Source organism: Pseudomonas sp. BNK-15 (assembly GCF_047456105.1).
Taxonomy (GTDB): Bacteria; Pseudomonadota; Gammaproteobacteria; order Pseudomonadales; family Pseudomonadaceae; genus Aquipseudomonas; species Aquipseudomonas putida_E.
The window spans coordinates 2,090,482-2,105,104 of the sequence record NZ_CP179898.1; the positions used below are offsets into that span (position 1 = coordinate 2,090,482).

Annotated in this window: 13 protein-coding genes and 1 pseudogene; 5 read left to right on the forward strand and 9 right to left on the reverse strand. The window is 62.4% G+C overall.

The genetic code is table 11. The annotated features are described in order from the left end of the window. Positions 1-8: 8 nt before the first annotated feature. The 3 genes from spoT to ACMGF5_RS09650 all read right to left on the reverse strand — a co-directional run bounded on the left by spoT (position 9) and on the right by ACMGF5_RS09650 (position 3,516). Complete coding sequence (gene spoT, locus ACMGF5_RS09640; RefSeq protein ID WP_046786862.1) at positions 9-2,117, reverse strand: bifunctional GTP diphosphokinase/guanosine-3',5'-bis pyrophosphate 3'-pyrophosphohydrolase; 2,109 nt, start codon at positions 2,115-2,117, stop codon at positions 9-11. 59 nt (positions 2,118-2,176) lie between these two features. Then, positions 2,177-2,440 carry a DNA-directed RNA polymerase subunit omega gene (gene rpoZ, locus ACMGF5_RS09645; protein ID WP_012312123.1) on the reverse strand — a complete coding sequence of 88 codons (264 nt, stop codon included), beginning with the start codon at positions 2,438-2,440 and terminating at the stop codon, positions 2,177-2,179. Between the two features lie 203 nt (positions 2,441-2,643). Beyond that, positions 2,644-3,516 (reverse strand): LysR family transcriptional regulator, encoded by an 873-nt coding sequence (locus ACMGF5_RS09650; protein ID WP_046786863.1) that lies wholly within the window; start codon positions 3,514-3,516, stop codon positions 2,644-2,646. Between the two features lie 244 nt (positions 3,517-3,760). On the opposite strand from ACMGF5_RS09650, the gene ACMGF5_RS09655 reads away from it, so the two are divergent. From ACMGF5_RS09655 to ACMGF5_RS09665, 3 genes are all read left to right on the forward strand, one after another. Further along, positions 3,761-5,104, forward strand: coding sequence for a glutamine synthetase family protein (locus ACMGF5_RS09655; RefSeq protein ID WP_376778915.1), 1,344 nt, complete (start codon positions 3,761-3,763; stop codon positions 5,102-5,104). Positions 5,105-5,108: 4 nt separating this feature from the next. Continuing rightward, a complete protein-coding gene (locus ACMGF5_RS09660) occupies positions 5,109-5,858 on the forward strand; it encodes a gamma-glutamyl-gamma-aminobutyrate hydrolase family protein (protein ID WP_115273276.1) in 750 nt (249 codons plus the stop codon). A 114-nt stretch (positions 5,859-5,972) separates the two neighbouring features. Further along, positions 5,973-7,511: an APC family permease gene (locus ACMGF5_RS09665; RefSeq protein WP_115273277.1), complete on the forward strand. Its 1,539-nt coding sequence runs from the start codon at positions 5,973-5,975 to the stop codon at positions 7,509-7,511. A gap of 93 nt (positions 7,512-7,604) precedes the next feature. Here the strand turns inward: ACMGF5_RS09665 and gmk are convergent, their stop codons facing one another. Both gmk and ACMGF5_RS09675 read right to left on the reverse strand, forming a co-directional pair. Then, entirely contained in the window at positions 7,605-8,225 is a 621-nt protein-coding gene (gene gmk / locus ACMGF5_RS09670; RefSeq protein WP_414157750.1) for a guanylate kinase, read from the reverse strand. Between the two features lie 13 nt (positions 8,226-8,238). Continuing rightward, a complete protein-coding gene (locus tag ACMGF5_RS09675) occupies positions 8,239-9,102 on the reverse strand; it encodes a YicC/YloC family endoribonuclease (RefSeq protein ID WP_039604571.1) in 864 nt (287 codons plus the stop codon). A gap of 227 nt (positions 9,103-9,329) precedes the next feature. Here ACMGF5_RS09675 and rph point away from each other — a divergent pair, with 227 nt between their 5' ends. Then, positions 9,330-10,052, forward strand: a complete 723-nt coding sequence (rph, locus tag ACMGF5_RS09680; protein ID WP_046786868.1) for a ribonuclease PH — start codon at positions 9,330-9,332, stop codon at positions 10,050-10,052. Positions 10,053-10,113: 61 nt separating this feature from the next. Here rph and ACMGF5_RS09685 read toward each other — a convergent pair whose 3' ends face one another. Then, complete coding sequence (locus ACMGF5_RS09685; RefSeq protein ID WP_012312131.1) at positions 10,114-10,893, reverse strand: exodeoxyribonuclease III; 780 nt, start codon at positions 10,891-10,893, stop codon at positions 10,114-10,116. 80 nt (positions 10,894-10,973) lie between these two features. On the opposite strand from ACMGF5_RS09685, the gene pyrE reads away from it, so the two are divergent. Further along, positions 10,974-11,615 (forward strand): orotate phosphoribosyltransferase, encoded by a 642-nt coding sequence (pyrE, locus tag ACMGF5_RS09690; RefSeq protein ID WP_011536401.1) that lies wholly within the window; start codon positions 10,974-10,976, stop codon positions 11,613-11,615. Between the two features lie 104 nt (positions 11,616-11,719). On the opposite strand, the gene argB is transcribed toward pyrE, so the two are convergent. The 3 genes and pseudogenes from argB to dut all read right to left on the reverse strand — a co-directional run bounded on the left by argB (position 11,720) and on the right by dut (position 14,620). Further along, on the reverse strand, positions 11,720-12,625 hold the full coding sequence (gene argB, locus ACMGF5_RS09695; RefSeq protein WP_046786869.1) for an acetylglutamate kinase: 906 nt from the start codon (positions 12,623-12,625) through the stop codon (positions 11,720-11,722). A 30-nt stretch (positions 12,626-12,655) separates the two neighbouring features. Continuing rightward, a pseudogene (locus ACMGF5_RS09700) lies at positions 12,656-14,029 on the reverse strand (phosphomannomutase/phosphoglucomutase); the annotation flags it as partial. Positions 14,030-14,164: 135 nt separating this feature from the next. Next, positions 14,165-14,620: a dUTP diphosphatase gene (dut, locus tag ACMGF5_RS09705; RefSeq protein WP_012312134.1), complete on the reverse strand. Its 456-nt coding sequence runs from the start codon at positions 14,618-14,620 to the stop codon at positions 14,165-14,167. Positions 14,621-14,623: the final 3 nt, after the last annotated feature.

Below are 14,623 nucleotides of genomic sequence, written 5' to 3' on the forward strand. Positions count from 1 at the left end.
TTGGCGGACTACGCACGCATGCGGGTGATGCGGACCACGCCGGTCAGCGTACGCAGCTTCTTGATCACACGAGCCAGGTGCACGCGGTCGTGCACGCTGACCACCAGTTGGACAACGCTGATGCGGCCGTCGCGTTCGTCCATGCTGATCTTCTCGATGTTGCCGTCGGCGGCATTGACGCTGCTGGCCAGCAGGGCAATCAGGCCGCGCTGGTGTTCCAGCTCGACACGCAACTCGACATTGAATTCGCCGGTGATGTCCTTGGCCCAGGAAAGCTGTACGCACTTCTCCGGGTTATGGCGGATTTCACTGATATTGCGGCAGTTCTCCAGGTGCACGACCATGCCCTTGCCTGCCGACAGGTGGCCGACGATCGGGTCGCCCGGGATGGGCGTGCAGCACTTGGCATAGCTCAATACCAGGCCTTCGGTGCCGCGGATCGCCAGAGGGCCTTCCGGTGCTGGGAGCTGTTCGCCTTCGGCTGACAGCAGGCGGCGGGCCACCACATAGGCCATGCGGTTGCCCAGGCCAATGTCTTCGAGCAGGTCTTCGATCAGCTCCAGGCGGTACTCGGCGAGAATCGCGTTGATACGCTCCTGAGGGATTTGCTCGAGGCTGCTGTCGAAACCGGTCAGCACCTTGTTCAGCAGGCGCTCGCCAAGGTTGATCGACTCGGAGCGTCGCTGCTGCTTGAGTGCGTGGCGGATGTGCGTACGGGCCTTGCCGGTGACCACGAAGTTGAGCCAGGCCGGGTTGGGCCGCGCGCCCGGGGCGCTGACGATCTCGACCGTCGAACCGCTCTGCAGCGGCTCGGACAGCGGCGCCAGGCGCCGGTTGATGCGGCAGGCGATGCAGCTGTTGCCCACATCGGTATGCACCGCATAGGCGAAATCGACGGCGGTGGAGCCTTTGGGCAGCTCCATGATCCTGCCTTTGGGCGTGAAGACATAGACCTCGTCAGGGAACAGGTCGATCTTCACGCTCTCGATGAATTCCAGCGAGTTGCCGGCACGCTGCTGCAGCTCGAGGATGCCCTTGACCCACTGGCGAGCGCGCGCATGGTTGCCTTTGGGCTGCTCGTCGTCGTTGGACTTGTACAGCCAGTGTGCGGCGATGCCATTGTTGGCCATCTCTTCCATTTCGCGGGTGCGGATCTGGATTTCGATGGGCACGCCGTGCATGCCGAACAGCGTGGTGTGCAACGACTGATAGCCGTTGGCCTTGGGGATCGCAATGTAGTCCTTGAAGCGCCCGGGCAGCGGCTTGTACAGGTTGTGTACGGCGCCGAGCACGCGGTAGCAGGTGTCGACCTTGTCGACGATGATGCGGAAGGCGTACACGTCCATGATCTCGGTGAAGGCGCGGCGCTTGCCGCGCATCTTCTTGTAGATGCCATAGAGGTGTTTCTGCCGGCCGCTGACCTCGCCTTGAATACCGTCGGCGGCCAGGCAGTTGGCCAGCGAGTGTTCGATCTTGGCGACGATCTCTTTACGGTTGCCGCGTGCGCTCTTGACCGCCCGGTGGATCAGCGACGAGCGCATCGGGTGCATGGCCTTGAAGCCGAGGTCTTCAAACTCTACGCGCACAGTGTGCATGCCCAGCCGGTTGGCGATGGGCGCGTAGATTTCCAGGGTTTCCTTGGCGATGCGTCGGCGTTTTTCGCCAGACAGCACTTCCAGGGTGCGCATGTTGTGCAGGCGGTCGGCCAGCTTGACCAGGATCACGCGGATATCGCGGGCCATGGCCATGGCCATCTTCTGGAAGTTTTCAGCCTGCGCTTCGGCCTTGGTCTCGAAGTTCATCTGGGTCAGCTTGCTGACCCCATCGACCAGCTCGGCAACCGTTTCGCCAAACTGCTGGCTGAGGGCTTCCTTGGCGATGCCGGTGTCTTCGATCACGTCGTGCAGCATGGCCGCCATCAGGCTCTGATGGTCCATGTGCATGTCGGCGAGGATGCTGGCCACGGCCAGCGGATGGGTCACATAGGGCTCGCCGCTGCGGCGGCGCTGCCCATCGTGTGCCTGTTCGGCGTAGAAATAGGCCCGGCGAACCAGATTGACCTGCTCGGGGCCCAGGTAGGTCGACAGCCGTTCGGCTAAGGCTTCTATGCCCGGCATGGTTTCACCTCTTGCCGAGGAAGAGGGCCTTGCGCCGCGCGACGTCGACCAGGCATCGATCAGACAGCCTCGTTGGACTCGTCCTCGAACGCGGCGAAGACCGGATCCTCGGTGACGATCTCTTCAGCGGCAATGAATTCGTTGGTGACGATGCCTTCTGCGATTTCACGCAGGGCAACGACGGTCGGCTTGTCGTTTTCCCACGCTACGCGTGGCTCTTTGCCGCCGGTAGCCAGCTGACGGGCGCGCTTGGTCGAGAGCATGACCAGCTCAAAACGGTTATCCACGTGTTCCAGGCAGTCTTCAACAGTTACGCGGGCCATGGTCTTCCTCAGTAGCAAATGCGATGGGCGTGCAGCCCAATATGGGCAGGCGGACTCGATAGTTTAAAAAATCACCAGCCAATAGGGAAGCGCTGTTTTGCCGGATACCCCATCAGGCCTGCATCCCTCACCCTGTGAACGCGGGCTTGCCGGGGCGCCGAACCACCGCCAAAGGGCCGCGACAGACACCTTCATCTTGTATCTCACAACATCGCGCCGCGCAACCTTGGGGTCAGCTCTTCGAACAATGTCTGCACCGAGCGCAAGGCCCGGCAATCGGGCCGGGTCAGCAGCCACAGTTGGGTGTCGCAACCGGCCAGCGGTCCGCTCAGCGCCTCGACACCAGGCAGTGCATGGACCATGTAGTCGGGCAGCGCCGCAACGCCCAGCCCCGTGCTTACCAGCTGTGCAATGGTCGACATGCTGCTGCACTGGTAGCGCGGGCTCAGCCCGGGGTACTGCTGATTGCGCCAGACCACGGTGGGGTGGTCCTGCATGGAGTCGTCCGGGGCTATCCATGGCACGCTGTTGTGGGACTCGTCCAGGCGCTCGCGCCATTGCGGCTGGCCACAGATCACATAGGACGTCGAACCCAGGCAACGGCCGACCAGGTGCTCGGGCGGCGTATTGGTCAGGCGCAGAGCGATGTCGGCATCGCGCCTGCTGAGGTTGGCGAAGGTGTTGGACGTGCCCATCTCCAGCGACAGAGCCGGGTAATTGGGCATGAACTCGGCCAGCGCCGGCAGCAGCAGGCTGTGCATTACCGCCTCAGTGCATGTCAGACGAACGGTGCCGCTCACCACCTGCTCGCCACTGGTCATGGCGATGCGCGCAGCATCCAGCGCCTGCTCGGCCCGTTCGGCCTGCTCGGCCAGGGCCTGGGCGGTGTCGGTCGGCAGGTAGCCCTTACGGCTCTTGACGAACAGTGCGGTGCCCAGTGCCGACTCAAGCCGGCGAATCGAACGGAACACGGTCGAAACATCGACCTTGAGCAGTTCGGCGGCCTTGGCCAGTGAGCGCCCGCGCTCCAGGGCCAGGACCAGGGAGAGGTCGGCGTGGGTGATCTGATATTGCATTGGTGCACGCTCTACTTGCCGAAATGCCAATGTCTGTTGCGTTGAGGCCATTTTATAGTGGAACTGCCCCCGGGAATCAATGCGCCCGGTCGGGTAACCAATCCCCACGATGGGAAAGTTAAAAAAACAACAGCTGCAACCATCGTCGCCCGTGAGGCGCCAGCCGTATCCCCACATCGCCGCAGCACATCAAAGGATGTACACCATGACGTCGGTCACCCCGTGCGCCAGTTCTTCCAGCGAGATGAAAGACTTCCTCCAGGCCCATCCGGACACTCAGTACGTCGATCTGCTGATCTCCGACATGAATGGCGTGGTACGTGGCAAGCGCATCGAGCGGGCCAGCCTGCACAAGGTGTACGAAAAGGGGATCAACCTGCCGGCATCGCTGTTCGCCCTGGATATCAATGGCTCGACCGTGGAAAGCACCGGGCTTGGGCTGGACATCGGCGATGCCGACCGGATCTGCTACCCGATCCCCGGCACGCTCTGCAACGAACCCTGGCAGAAGCGCCCGACCGCCCAGTTGCTGATGACCATGCACGAGCTCGAGGGCGAGCCGTTCTTCGCCGACCCACGCGAAGTGCTGCGCCAGGTGGTGAGCAAGTTCGATGACCTGGGCCTGGACATCTGCGCCGCGTTCGAGCTGGAGTTCTACCTGATCGACCAGGACAACCTCAACGGTCGTCCGCAGCCGCCGCGCTCGCCCACTTCGGGCAAGCGTCCGCAGTCGACCCAGGTCTACCTCATCGACGACCTCGACGAATATGTCGACTGCCTGCAGGACATGCTGGAAGCGGCCAAGGAGCAGGGCCTGCCGGCCGATGCCATCGTCAAGGAAAGCGCGCCCGCGCAGTTCGAAGTCAACCTGCACCACGTTGCCGATCCGCTGAAGGCGTGCGACTACGCGATCCTGCTCAAGCGCCTGGTCAAGAACGTCGCCTACGACCATGAAATGGACACCACGTTCATGGCCAAGCCTTACCCAGGCCAGGCGGGCAACGGCCTGCACGTGCACATTTCGCTGCTCGACAAGAAGACCGGCAAGAACATCTTTGCCCATGAAGACCCACTGCAAAGCGATGCTCTGCGCCATGCCATTGGTGGCGTGCTGGAGACCATGCCGGCGTCGATGGCCTTCCTGTGCCCGAACGTCAACTCGTACCGTCGCTTTGGCGCCCAGTTCTACGTGCCGAATGCGCCGAGCTGGGGGTTGGACAACCGTACCGTAGCGGTTCGCGTGCCGACCGACAGCAGTGAAAACGTGCGCATCGAGCACCGTGTAGCGGGCGCCGACGCCAACCCTTACCTGATGCTCGCGGCAGTTCTCGCGGGGATCCACCATGGCTTGACCAGCAAGGCCGAGCCTGGCGCGCCGATTGAAGGCAACTCGTACGAACAGCTGGAGCAAAGCCTGCCGAACAACCTGCGCGACGCCTTGCGCGCGCTGGATGACAGTGAAGTCCTCAACCAATACATAAGCCCGGACTACATCGATATCTTCGTGGCCTGCAAGGAAAGTGAGCTGGCCGAGTTCGAAGTATCGATCTCCGACCTCGAGTACAACTGGTACCTGCACACGGTGTAAGCCCATGAGCGCAATTGCGGTCCCCTTGATCGGTGTCAGCGCCTGCCGTCAGCAGGTGGGGAAGAACTCGTCGCACACGGTGGGCGACAAGTATGTCGAGGCGGCCGGCTTTGCCGGGCTCCCGCTTATCCTGCCGGCCCGCGACGGGGGCAGCGACACGCAGGCGTTGCTGGCACGGCTCGATGGCATTCTTTTTACCGGCTCGCCTTCAAATGTCGAGCCGCATCATTACAATGGCGCCCCCAGCGCGGAAGGTACCCGGCACGATCTTGCACGTGACCGCCTGACCTTGCCGCTGTTGCAGGCGGCCATTGCCGCCGGCGTGCCGGTGTTCTGTATCTGTCGTGGTTTCCAGGAGTTGAACGTGGCCCTAGGCGGCAGCTTGCACCAGCGCGTGCACGAACTGCCGGGCTACCTGGACCACCGTGAACCTGAGGACGCACCCCTGGAGGTGCAATACGGCCCTCGTCATCCCGTCGGCATTGCGCCTGGCGGGGTATTCGAGCGCCTGGGCCTGGCTGCGCAGTTCGAGGTCAACTCGCTGCACAGTCAGGGCATCGACCGCCTGGCCCCGGGCCTGCGCGTCGAGGCAAGGGCCCCGGATGGCCTGATCGAAGCGGTGTCGATGCCTGACGCGCCTGGCTTTGTGCTTGGCGTGCAGTGGCACCCGGAATGGCGTTTTGCCGACAACCCGGTCTCCACACGCCTGTTCCAGGCGTTCCGCGAGGCCTGCATTGCCCATGCTGCACGGTAGGGTCGTTACCCGAAGGTCTTGGATGACTGATACCGATACGCAAGCTTTCAATGAGTGAAAGCGCCTTGTTCGCAGGGCCTGTGACAACAATTCCAATAGTTACGGCAAATACTCATGAGCGATTACACAGAAGCTGGCCGCCCACCCGATGTGGCCGATTCAGGCAGCACTCAGCGCAGCAAAGGTTTGGCAAAAGGCCGTCTTGGCCTGTTGGCCAGCGTGGTGCTGGGCATTTCGACTATCGCCCCGGTCTATACCCTGACCGGTGCCCTTGGCCCCACCGTGCGGGAGGTCGGCGAGCACCTTCCGGCCGTCTTCATCGTCGGCTTCCTGCCCATGCTGCTGGTCGCCCTGGGCTACCGTGAGCTGAACGCGGCGGAGCCGGACAGCGGTACTTCCTTTACCTGGTCGGCCCGCGCCTTCGGCCCGATGATCGGCTGGATCGGTGGCTGGGGGCTGGTCGTTGCCACCACCATCGTGTTGTCCAACCTGGCCGGGGTGGCCGTTGATTTTTTCTATCTGTTCCTGGCTCAGATCACCGGTAACCAGGCGTTGGCTGCCTTGGCGGATAACCTGCTGATCAACATCACCACCTGTTGCGTGTTCATCGCCATGGCGGTGTGGATCTGTTGTCGCGGCATGGCCACCACCATGAACGTGCAATATGGTTTGGTGGCCTTGCAACTGCTGGTGCTGATCGGCTTTGCCTTCGCCGCCTTCAGTGAGACCACCGCGCCAGCGCCGCTGGAGTTCGACCTGGCCTGGTTCAACCCCTTCGGCGTGGAGTCGTTCTCGGCCTTTGCCGCTGGCCTGTCGTTGTCGATCTTCATCTTTTGGGGGTGGGACGTGTGCCTGACCGTCAGTGAGGAATCGATCGGCAGCGACGAGGTGCCGGGCAAAGCGGCGACCTGGACCGTGCTGCTGATTCTTGGTCTGTACCTGCTCACCGCCATCGCCACCCTGCAATTCGCGGGGATCAGCGAGCAAGGGCTGGGACTGAACAACCCGCGTATCCAGGAGAACGTCTTTGCCCACCTGGCCGGGCCAGTCATGGGGCCGCTGGCGATCCTGATGTCCATCGCCGTGCTGGCCAGCACCGCCGCTTCGCTGCAGTCGACCTTCGTCTCTCCGGCGCGCACGCTGCTCGCTATGGGTTACTACGGTGCGGTGCCAGAGCGCTTTGCCAAGGTTTGCCCGCGTTCGCAGACGCCACGTTACGCAACCATCTGTGCCGGCGTTGCCGCAGGCCTGTTCTACGTGACCATGCGTACCCTCAGCGAAAACGTGCTGGCGGACACCATCACCGCCCTGGGCATGATGATCTGCTTCTACTATTCGCTGACCGCGTTTGCCTGCGTGTGGTATTTCCGCCACAGCCTGTTCGACAGCCTGCGCCACTTCTGCATGCGCGGCCTGTGCCCCCTGTTGGGTGGTGTGATCCTGTCGGTGATCTTCGTGCGCACCGCCATCGACAGCGCGTCGCCGGATTTCGGCAGTGGCTCGCATGTGGCTGGCGTAGGATTGGTGTTCGTGATTGCGGCGATCATTTCGGCACTGGGGATAGTGCTGATGATGCTGTCGCGGATGCGCGCGCCGGCTTACTTCCTGGGGGCTACCCTGCGACAGCAGGCGACTCTGCAGCTGCAGGAATAATGCTGGGTGGGGCGCGTTGCGCCCCAACACCCCGCGGTAGGCGCGGCCTTGTGTCGCGAAAGGGCCGCAAAGCGGCCCCAACTGTCTCTATCTTCAGCCGATCAACTGCTTGAGCAATGCCCCGTGCCGATCCTGCTGCTTGCTCAACAGCAAACGGTTCGAGCGGAACACGGCCTTCAACTCCTCCAGCGCCACATCGAAGTCGTCGTTGATGATGACGTACTCGTACTCGTCGTAGTGCTGCATCTCGCTGACGGCCTCTTTCATGCGGCCGGCAATGATCTCAGCGCTGTCCTGCCCACGCCCGTCCAGACGCTGGCGCAGCGCCTCCAGGTTGGGTGGCAGGATGAAGATCGAACGGGCTTCGGGCATCAGCTCGCGCACCTGACGGGCGCCTTGCCAGTCGATTTCCAGAATCAGGTCATCGCCCCGGTCCAGCACTTGCTGCAGCGTGCTACGCGAGGTGCCGTAGAAGTTGCCGAACACTTCGGCGTGTTCAAGGAAGTCGTTCTTGTCGATCAGCGCCTTGAATTCGTCATGGCTGACGAAGTGGTAGTTGATGCCGTGCTCCTCGCCCGGGCGTTTGCCGCGCGTGGTGTGCGAGACAGAAACGCTGACGCGTTTGTCGTCCTTGATCAGGGCGTTGACCAGGCTGGTCTTGCCGGCACCTGACGGGGCCGAGACGATATATAGGGTGCCGCTGCTGTGGTTCATGGTAGGGGTGGCCTTACTCGATGTTCTGTACTTGTTCACGCATCTGTTCGATCAGTACCTTCAGGTTGACCGCCGCTTGCGTGCTACGCGGGTCGAAGGCCTTGGAGCCCAGGGTATTGGCCTCGCGGTTGAGCTCCTGCATGAGGAAGTCCAGGCGCCGGCCAGCGGCCCCGCCGGACTTGAGCACCCGGCGTACTTCATTGACGTGGGTGCTGAGGCGGTCCAGCTCTTCGGCAACGTCACTCTTTTGTGCCAGCAGCACCATCTCCTGCTCAAGCCGTTGCGGGTCGAGCTCGGCCTTGAGGTCGCCGAAGCGGTCGATGATCTTCTGCCGTTGTGCGGCCAGCATCTGCGGTACCAGGGCACGCAGGGTGGTGACCTCGGTGGCCATGCTGTCCAGCCGCTCGTTGATCAGGCGTGCCAGCTCCTGGCCTTCGCGCAGGCGCCCGGCCTTCAATTCGGCCAGGGCCTCGTCGAACAGTGCCACGGCTTCGGCATTGAGCGCCTGCGGGTCGCTGGCGTCGGCCACCAGCACGCCCGGCCAGGACAACACTTCCAGCGGGTTGAGCGGCGCCGGCTGCTTGATCAGGCCGGCCACTTCTTCGGCGGCGGCGACCAGTTGTGCGGCACGCTCGCGGTCGACCTTCAGTGGTTTGCCGTTGCTGTCTTCGTGCAGGCGCAAGGTGCATTCGACCTTGCCGCGCGACAGGCCTTGGCGCAGACCCTCACGCACCGCGCCTTCCAGGTCGCGCAGGGCGTCGGGCAGGCGCAGGTGAGGTTCAAGGTAGCGGTGGTTGACCGAGCGCAGTTCCCAGACCAGGGTGCCTTGGCTGCCTGCGCGCTCGACACGAGCAAAAGCGGTCATGCTGTGCACCATGGGGAGTACCTCGCGTAGATGATGTGAACGGGAAAGCCTTTCGGCTGCAAGGCGCAGGATTGTAGCGCAGTGCGCCCTTGGCGCCCAATCCGCCCATGTTACAGAGCCCTCATCGGCCGGTGGGAAAAGGCGACAGGCTGTGCGCGGCCCGACAATAAGCATGTCCTCACCGGGCTACGGGCTTTATAATGCCGGGCAGATTCAAAGTCCCAGTACAGGTATCCCAGATGAAACGTCCAAGTGGTCGCGCCGCCGATCAGCTCCGCTCGATCCGCATCACCCGCAACTACACCAAGCACGCCGAAGGGTCGGTACTGGTCGAGTTCGGTGACACCAAGGTCATCTGCACGGTCAGCGTTGAAAACGGCGTACCGCGCTTCCTCAAAGGCCAGGGCCAAGGCTGGCTGACCGCCGAGTACGGCATGCTGCCGCGCTCCACCGGTGAGCGTAACCAGCGCGAAGCCAGCCGTGGCAAGCAGGGTGGTCGCACCCTGGAAATCCAGCGCCTGATCGGCCGCTCGCTGCGCGCCGCGCTGGACATGAGCAAGCTGGGTGACATCACCCTGTACGTCGACTGCGATGTGATCCAGGCCGATGGCGGCACCCGCACCGCGTCGATCACCGGCGCCATGGTCGCCTTGGTCGATGCCCTGGCAGTGATCAAGAAACGGGGTGGCCTGAAGGGCGGCAATCCGCTCAAGCACATGATCGCCGCCGTATCGGTGGGCATGTACCAGGGCGAAGCCGTACTCGACCTGGACTATCTGGAAGACTCCGCTGCCGAGACCGACCTGAACGTGGTCATGACCAGTGCCGGTGGTTTCATCGAAGTGCAGGGCACTGCAGAGGGTGCGCCGTTCCAGCCCGAAGACTTCAACGCCATGCTGGCGCTGGCGCAGAAGGGCATGAACGAGATCTTCGAACTGCAGCAGGTCGCTCTGGCCGACTGATTGATCCTGCAGGTATGAAAAAGCCGACTTCGATGTCGGCTTTTTCGTATCTGAACAGTGCTCAGATGGTCAACGTCCAGTCATAGTCGACGATCAGCGGCGCATGCTGCGAGAAGCGCGGCTGACGCGGCAGGCGGGCATTGCGCACGAAGCGGCGCAGGCCCGGGGTGAGGATCTGGTAGTCGAACCGGTAGCCCAGGTTGAGCATCTCGGCCTGCTCGTTGTCCGGCCACCAGCTGTACTGGTCACCTTCACGGCTGACTTCGCGCAGGGCATCCACATAGCCCATGTCGCCAGTGATCGCATCCATCCAGGCACGCTCAGGCGGCAGGAAGCCTGGCGACTGCTGGCTGTCACGCCAGTTCTTGATGTCGAGCTTCTGCTGCGCCACGTAGAACGAGCCGCAATAGATGTATTCACGACGCTTGCGCCGCTGCTTGTCCAGGTACTTGGCGAAGTCGTCCATCAACTTGAACTTCTGGTTCAAGTCGTCGTCGCCGTTCATGCCCGAAGGCAATAGCAGGCTGGCAATACTGACTTTGTCGAAATCTGCTTGCAGATAACGCCCGTAGCGGTCGGCTGTCTCGAAGCCCAGGCCGGTGATGACTGCCTTGGGCTGCATGCGCGAATACAGTGCCACGCCACCTTGGGCGGGTACCTCCGCGTCGCAGGCATAAAGGAAATAGCCATCGAGCTGGAAAGCTGGGTCGTCGAGTTCAAAGGCCGAGGCGCGGGTATCCTGAAGGCAGATGACGTCGGCATTCTGGGCTTGCAACCAGCTGAGCAATCCACGCTCGGCTGCAGCCTGAATGCCATTTACGTTCACACTGATGATCCGCATAAATGGCCCCAAAAATCTCGTGCGTGTATGATACCCGAGCTCAACCCATTTAGCTAAATCCGTGGTGTCCGGGACTTTCCATGCAGCCGTATCAGCGCGACTTCATCCGTTTTGCCATCGATCGCGGCGTTCTGCGCTTCGGTGAATTCACCCTGAAATCGGGGCGTACCAGCCCGTATTTCTTCAATGCCGGCCTGTTCAACACAGGTTCTGCCCTGGCTCAGCTGGGGCGTTGCTACGCGGCGGCCATCGTCGACAGCAAGATCCCGTTCGACGTACTGTTCGGCCCGGCCTACAAGGGTATCCCGCTGGCTGCGGCCACCGCCGTGGCCCTGGCCGAGCAACATCAGCTGGACGTGCCGTGGTGCTTCAACCGCAAGGAAGCCAAGGATCACGGCGAAGGCGGCAGCCTGGTCGGCGCGCCACTGGCCGGTGACGTCCTGATCATCGATGACGTGATCACCGCTGGCACTGCCATCCGCGAGGTCATGCAGATCATCAATGCCCAGCAGGCCAAGGCCGCTGGCGTGCTGATCGCGCTCAACCGCGAAGAGCGCGGCAATGGCGAACTGTCGGCGATCCAGGAAGTGGAGCGTGACTTCGGTATCCCGGTAGTCAGCATCGTTTCGCTGACCCAGGTGCTGGAGTTCCTGGCCGATGATCCGCAGCTCAAGCAGCATCTGCCGGCGGTCGAGGCCTATCGGGCGCAGTACGGGATCTGATTGCGGCTCGGTAATGAAAAAGGCGACCTTCGGGTCGCCTTTTTTATCTGTTGCCTTTTACGGCCCTATCGTCGGCAAGCCGGCGATAGGGCCAGTGCAGGCGATCAGCGTGGCTTGCGGTTGCTGATCAAGGTGCCCACGCCGCTGTCGGTGAAGATCTCCAGCAGCACCGCATTCGGCACGCGGCCGTCGATGATGTGCGAGCTGTTCACGCCACCCTGGACCGCTTCCAGCGCGCACTTGATCTTCGGCAGCATGCCGCCGTAGATGGTGCCGTCGGCGATCAGTTCGTTCACCTGCTCGGTGGTCAGGCCGGTCAGGACCTGGCCTTGCTTGTCCATCAGGCCGGCGATATTGGTCAGCAGCATCAGCTTCTCGGCTTTCAGTGCTTCGGCCACCTTGCCGGCCACCAGGTCGGCGTTGATGTTGTACGACTCACCGTTGGCACCCACGCCGATTGGCGCGATCACCGGGATGAAGTCGCCTTTGACCAGCATGTTCAGCAGGTCGGTGTTGACGCTGACCACTTCGCCGACGTGGCCGATGTCGATGATTTCCGGCTGGGTCATCTCTGGCGTCTGGCGGCTCACGGTGAGCTTCTTGGCGCGGATCAGCTCCGCGTCCTTGCCGGTCAGGCCGATGGCGCTGCCGCCGTGGCGGTTGATCAGGTTGACGATGTCCTTGTTGACCTGGCCACCCAGCACCATTTCAACCACGTCCATGGTCGCCGCGTCGGTGACACGCATGCCGTCGATGAAGTGGCTTTCGATCGACAGGCGCTTGAGCAGGTCGCCGATCTGAGGGCCACCACCGTGCACGACCACCGGGTTGATGCCCACGGCCTTCATCAGCACGATGTCACGGGCAAACCCGGTCTTGAGCTCCTCGCTCTCCATCGCGTTGCCGCCGTACTTGATCACCAGGGTCTTGCCGACAAAACGGCGAATGTAAGGCAGTGCTTCGGACAAAACCTCGGCTACATGGGAAGCGGCATCGCGATCGAGGGTCATGCAGGGCTCCTGTAAGGAACAGATAGTCGGTCAGAACGGCAGTTGCAGCTCAGGGGCAACCCGCAGCAACTGGGCGCGGAAAACATCCTTGATACGTTGCAACTCGGCGTCGCTTTCGGCCTCGAAGCGCAGCACCAGCACCGGCGTGGTGTTGGAGGCGCGAACCAGGCCCCAGCCCTGGGCATAGTCGACCCGCACACCGTCGATGGTGGTCAGGCTGGCTTGGCCCCAGTCGGCGTCGCGTTGCAGTGCATCAATGATGCTGAATTTACCCTCGTCGGTCACATCAATATTGATTTCCGGCGTGGAAATGTCGTTCGGGAATGCGGCAAACAGGCTTTCGGCGTCCTGGCCAGCCTTGCTGAGGATCTCCAGCAGGCGTGCGGCGCTGTAGATACCGTCGTCGAAACCGTACCAGCGCTCCTTGATGAAGATGTGCCCGCTCATCTCGCCGGCCAGCAGCGAACCTGTCTGCTTCATCTTCTTCTTGATCAACGAGTGACCAGTCTTCCACATCAAGGCGCGGCCGCCGTGTTGTTCGATCAGCGGTGTCAGGCGGCGGGTGCATTTGACGTCGAAGATGATCTCGGCCCCCGGGTTACGCGCCAGCACGTCCTGCGCGAACAGCATCAGCAGGCGGTCGGGGTAAACGATGCTGCCGGTGTTGGTCACCACACCGACGCGGTCACCGTCGCCGTCGAAGGCCAGGCCGATATCGGCACCGGTTTGCTTGACCTTGGCGATCAGGTCTTCAAGGTTTTCAGGCTTGCCCGGGTCCGGGTGGTGGTTGGGGAAGTTGCCATCCACCTCGCAGAACAGTGGGATGACTTCGCAGCCCAAGGCTTCGATCAGCTGCGGCGCGATAACGCCGGCAGCGCCGTTGCCGCAGTCCACCACCACCTTGAGCTTTTTCGCCAGCTTCACGTCAGCGAAGATCTGCTGGAAGTAGCGCTCGAGGATCTCGACCTTTTCCACACTGCCTTCGCCACGGGTCAGGTCGTTGGTTTTCAGGCGAGTCAGCAGGGCCTGGATCTGTTCGTTGGCCAAGGTATCGCCAGCGATCACGATCTTGAAACCGTTGTAATCCGAAGGGTTGTGGCTACCGGTGAGCATCACGCCGGACTTGCCGGCCAGGACATTGGCAGCGAAATACAGCGCCGGGGTCGGCACCAGACCGACGTCGCTGACCTGGCAACCGGCATCGGCCAGGCCTTTGATCAGTTGCTCGACCAGCATCGGGCCGGACAGACGGCCGTCGCGGCCGACGGAAATCTGCGGCTCGCCTTGGGCGAGCGTCTGCGCGCCAATGGCGCGGCCGATCCAGTAGGCGGTTTCGGCGTGCAGGGTCTTGCCGACCACGCCGCGGATGTCATAGGCGCGGAAGATGCTGTCGGGCAGTGCGGGGACCAGGTGGGCCATGTCGTTCATCTCTGGAAGCTCCATTAGTCAAAGGCTTTCTGGGCAGGCGCAAACTGAACGCTTGGACGGTGGTTTCATCAGAGAGTTCGCCATCCATGGCCTGAACGGTCGCCGGTCGGCTCAGTGGCTGCCGGAATGGCCGAAGCCGCCGGTGCCGCGCTGGCTTTCATCGAAGGCCTCGACGACTTCAAAATGCGCTTGCACTACCGGTACCAGCACCAGCTGAGCGATGCGCTCGCCAACGGCGATGGTGAATGGCGTGTTGCCACGGTTCCAGCACGACACCATCAGCTCGCCCTGGTAATCCGAGTCGATCAGGCCGACCAGGTTGCCCAGCACGATGCCATGCTTATGGCCCAGACCCGAGCGCGGCAGGATCATCGCGGCCAGGCCCGGGTCGCCGATGTAGATCGACAGGCCGGTAGGAATCAGCAGGGTCTGCCCCGGCTCCAGGACGGTGTCCTCTTTGAGCAGGGCGCGCAGGTCCAGGCCGGCGGAGCCAGGGGTGGCGTATTGCGGCAGCGGAAATTCACTGCCCAGGCGTGGGTCGAGGATCTTGGCTTGAAGAGCGTGCATGTA

Excerpts from the sequence above, each read along its gene's own strand:
- rpoZ (WP_012312123.1), bottom strand. The coding sequence starts at position 2,440 with ATGGCCCGCGTAACTGTTGAAGACTGCCTGGAACACGTGGATAACCGT.
- ACMGF5_RS09655 (WP_376778915.1), top strand. The coding sequence starts at position 3,761 with ATGAAAGACTTCCTCCAGGCCCATCCGGACACTCAGTACGTCGATCTG.
- pyrE (WP_011536401.1), top strand. The coding sequence starts at position 10,974 with ATGCAGCCGTATCAGCGCGACTTCATCCGTTTTGCCATCGATCGCGGC.
- argB (WP_046786869.1), bottom strand. The coding sequence starts at position 12,625 with ATGACCCTCGATCGCGATGCCGCTTCCCATGTAGCCGAGGTTTTGTCC.
- dut (WP_012312134.1), bottom strand. The coding sequence starts at position 14,620 with ATGCACGCTCTTCAAGCCAAGATCCTCGACCCACGCCTGGGCAGTGAA.
- rph (WP_046786868.1), top strand. The coding sequence starts at position 9,330 with ATGAAACGTCCAAGTGGTCGCGCCGCCGATCAGCTCCGCTCGATCCGC.
- ACMGF5_RS09675 (WP_039604571.1), bottom strand. The coding sequence starts at position 9,102 with ATGGTGCACAGCATGACCGCTTTTGCTCGTGTCGAGCGCGCAGGCAGC.
- ACMGF5_RS09685 (WP_012312131.1), bottom strand. The coding sequence starts at position 10,893 with ATGCGGATCATCAGTGTGAACGTAAATGGCATTCAGGCTGCAGCCGAG.
- ACMGF5_RS09650 (WP_046786863.1), bottom strand. The coding sequence starts at position 3,516 with ATGCAATATCAGATCACCCACGCCGACCTCTCCCTGGTCCTGGCCCTG.
- spoT (WP_046786862.1), bottom strand. The coding sequence starts at position 2,117 with ATGCCGGGCATAGAAGCCTTAGCCGAACGGCTGTCGACCTACCTGGGC.
- ACMGF5_RS09665 (WP_115273277.1), top strand. The coding sequence starts at position 5,973 with ATGAGCGATTACACAGAAGCTGGCCGCCCACCCGATGTGGCCGATTCA.
- gmk (WP_414157750.1), bottom strand. The coding sequence starts at position 8,225 with ATGAACCACAGCAGCGGCACCCTATATATCGTCTCGGCCCCGTCAGGT.
- ACMGF5_RS09660 (WP_115273276.1), top strand. The coding sequence starts at position 5,109 with ATGAGCGCAATTGCGGTCCCCTTGATCGGTGTCAGCGCCTGCCGTCAG.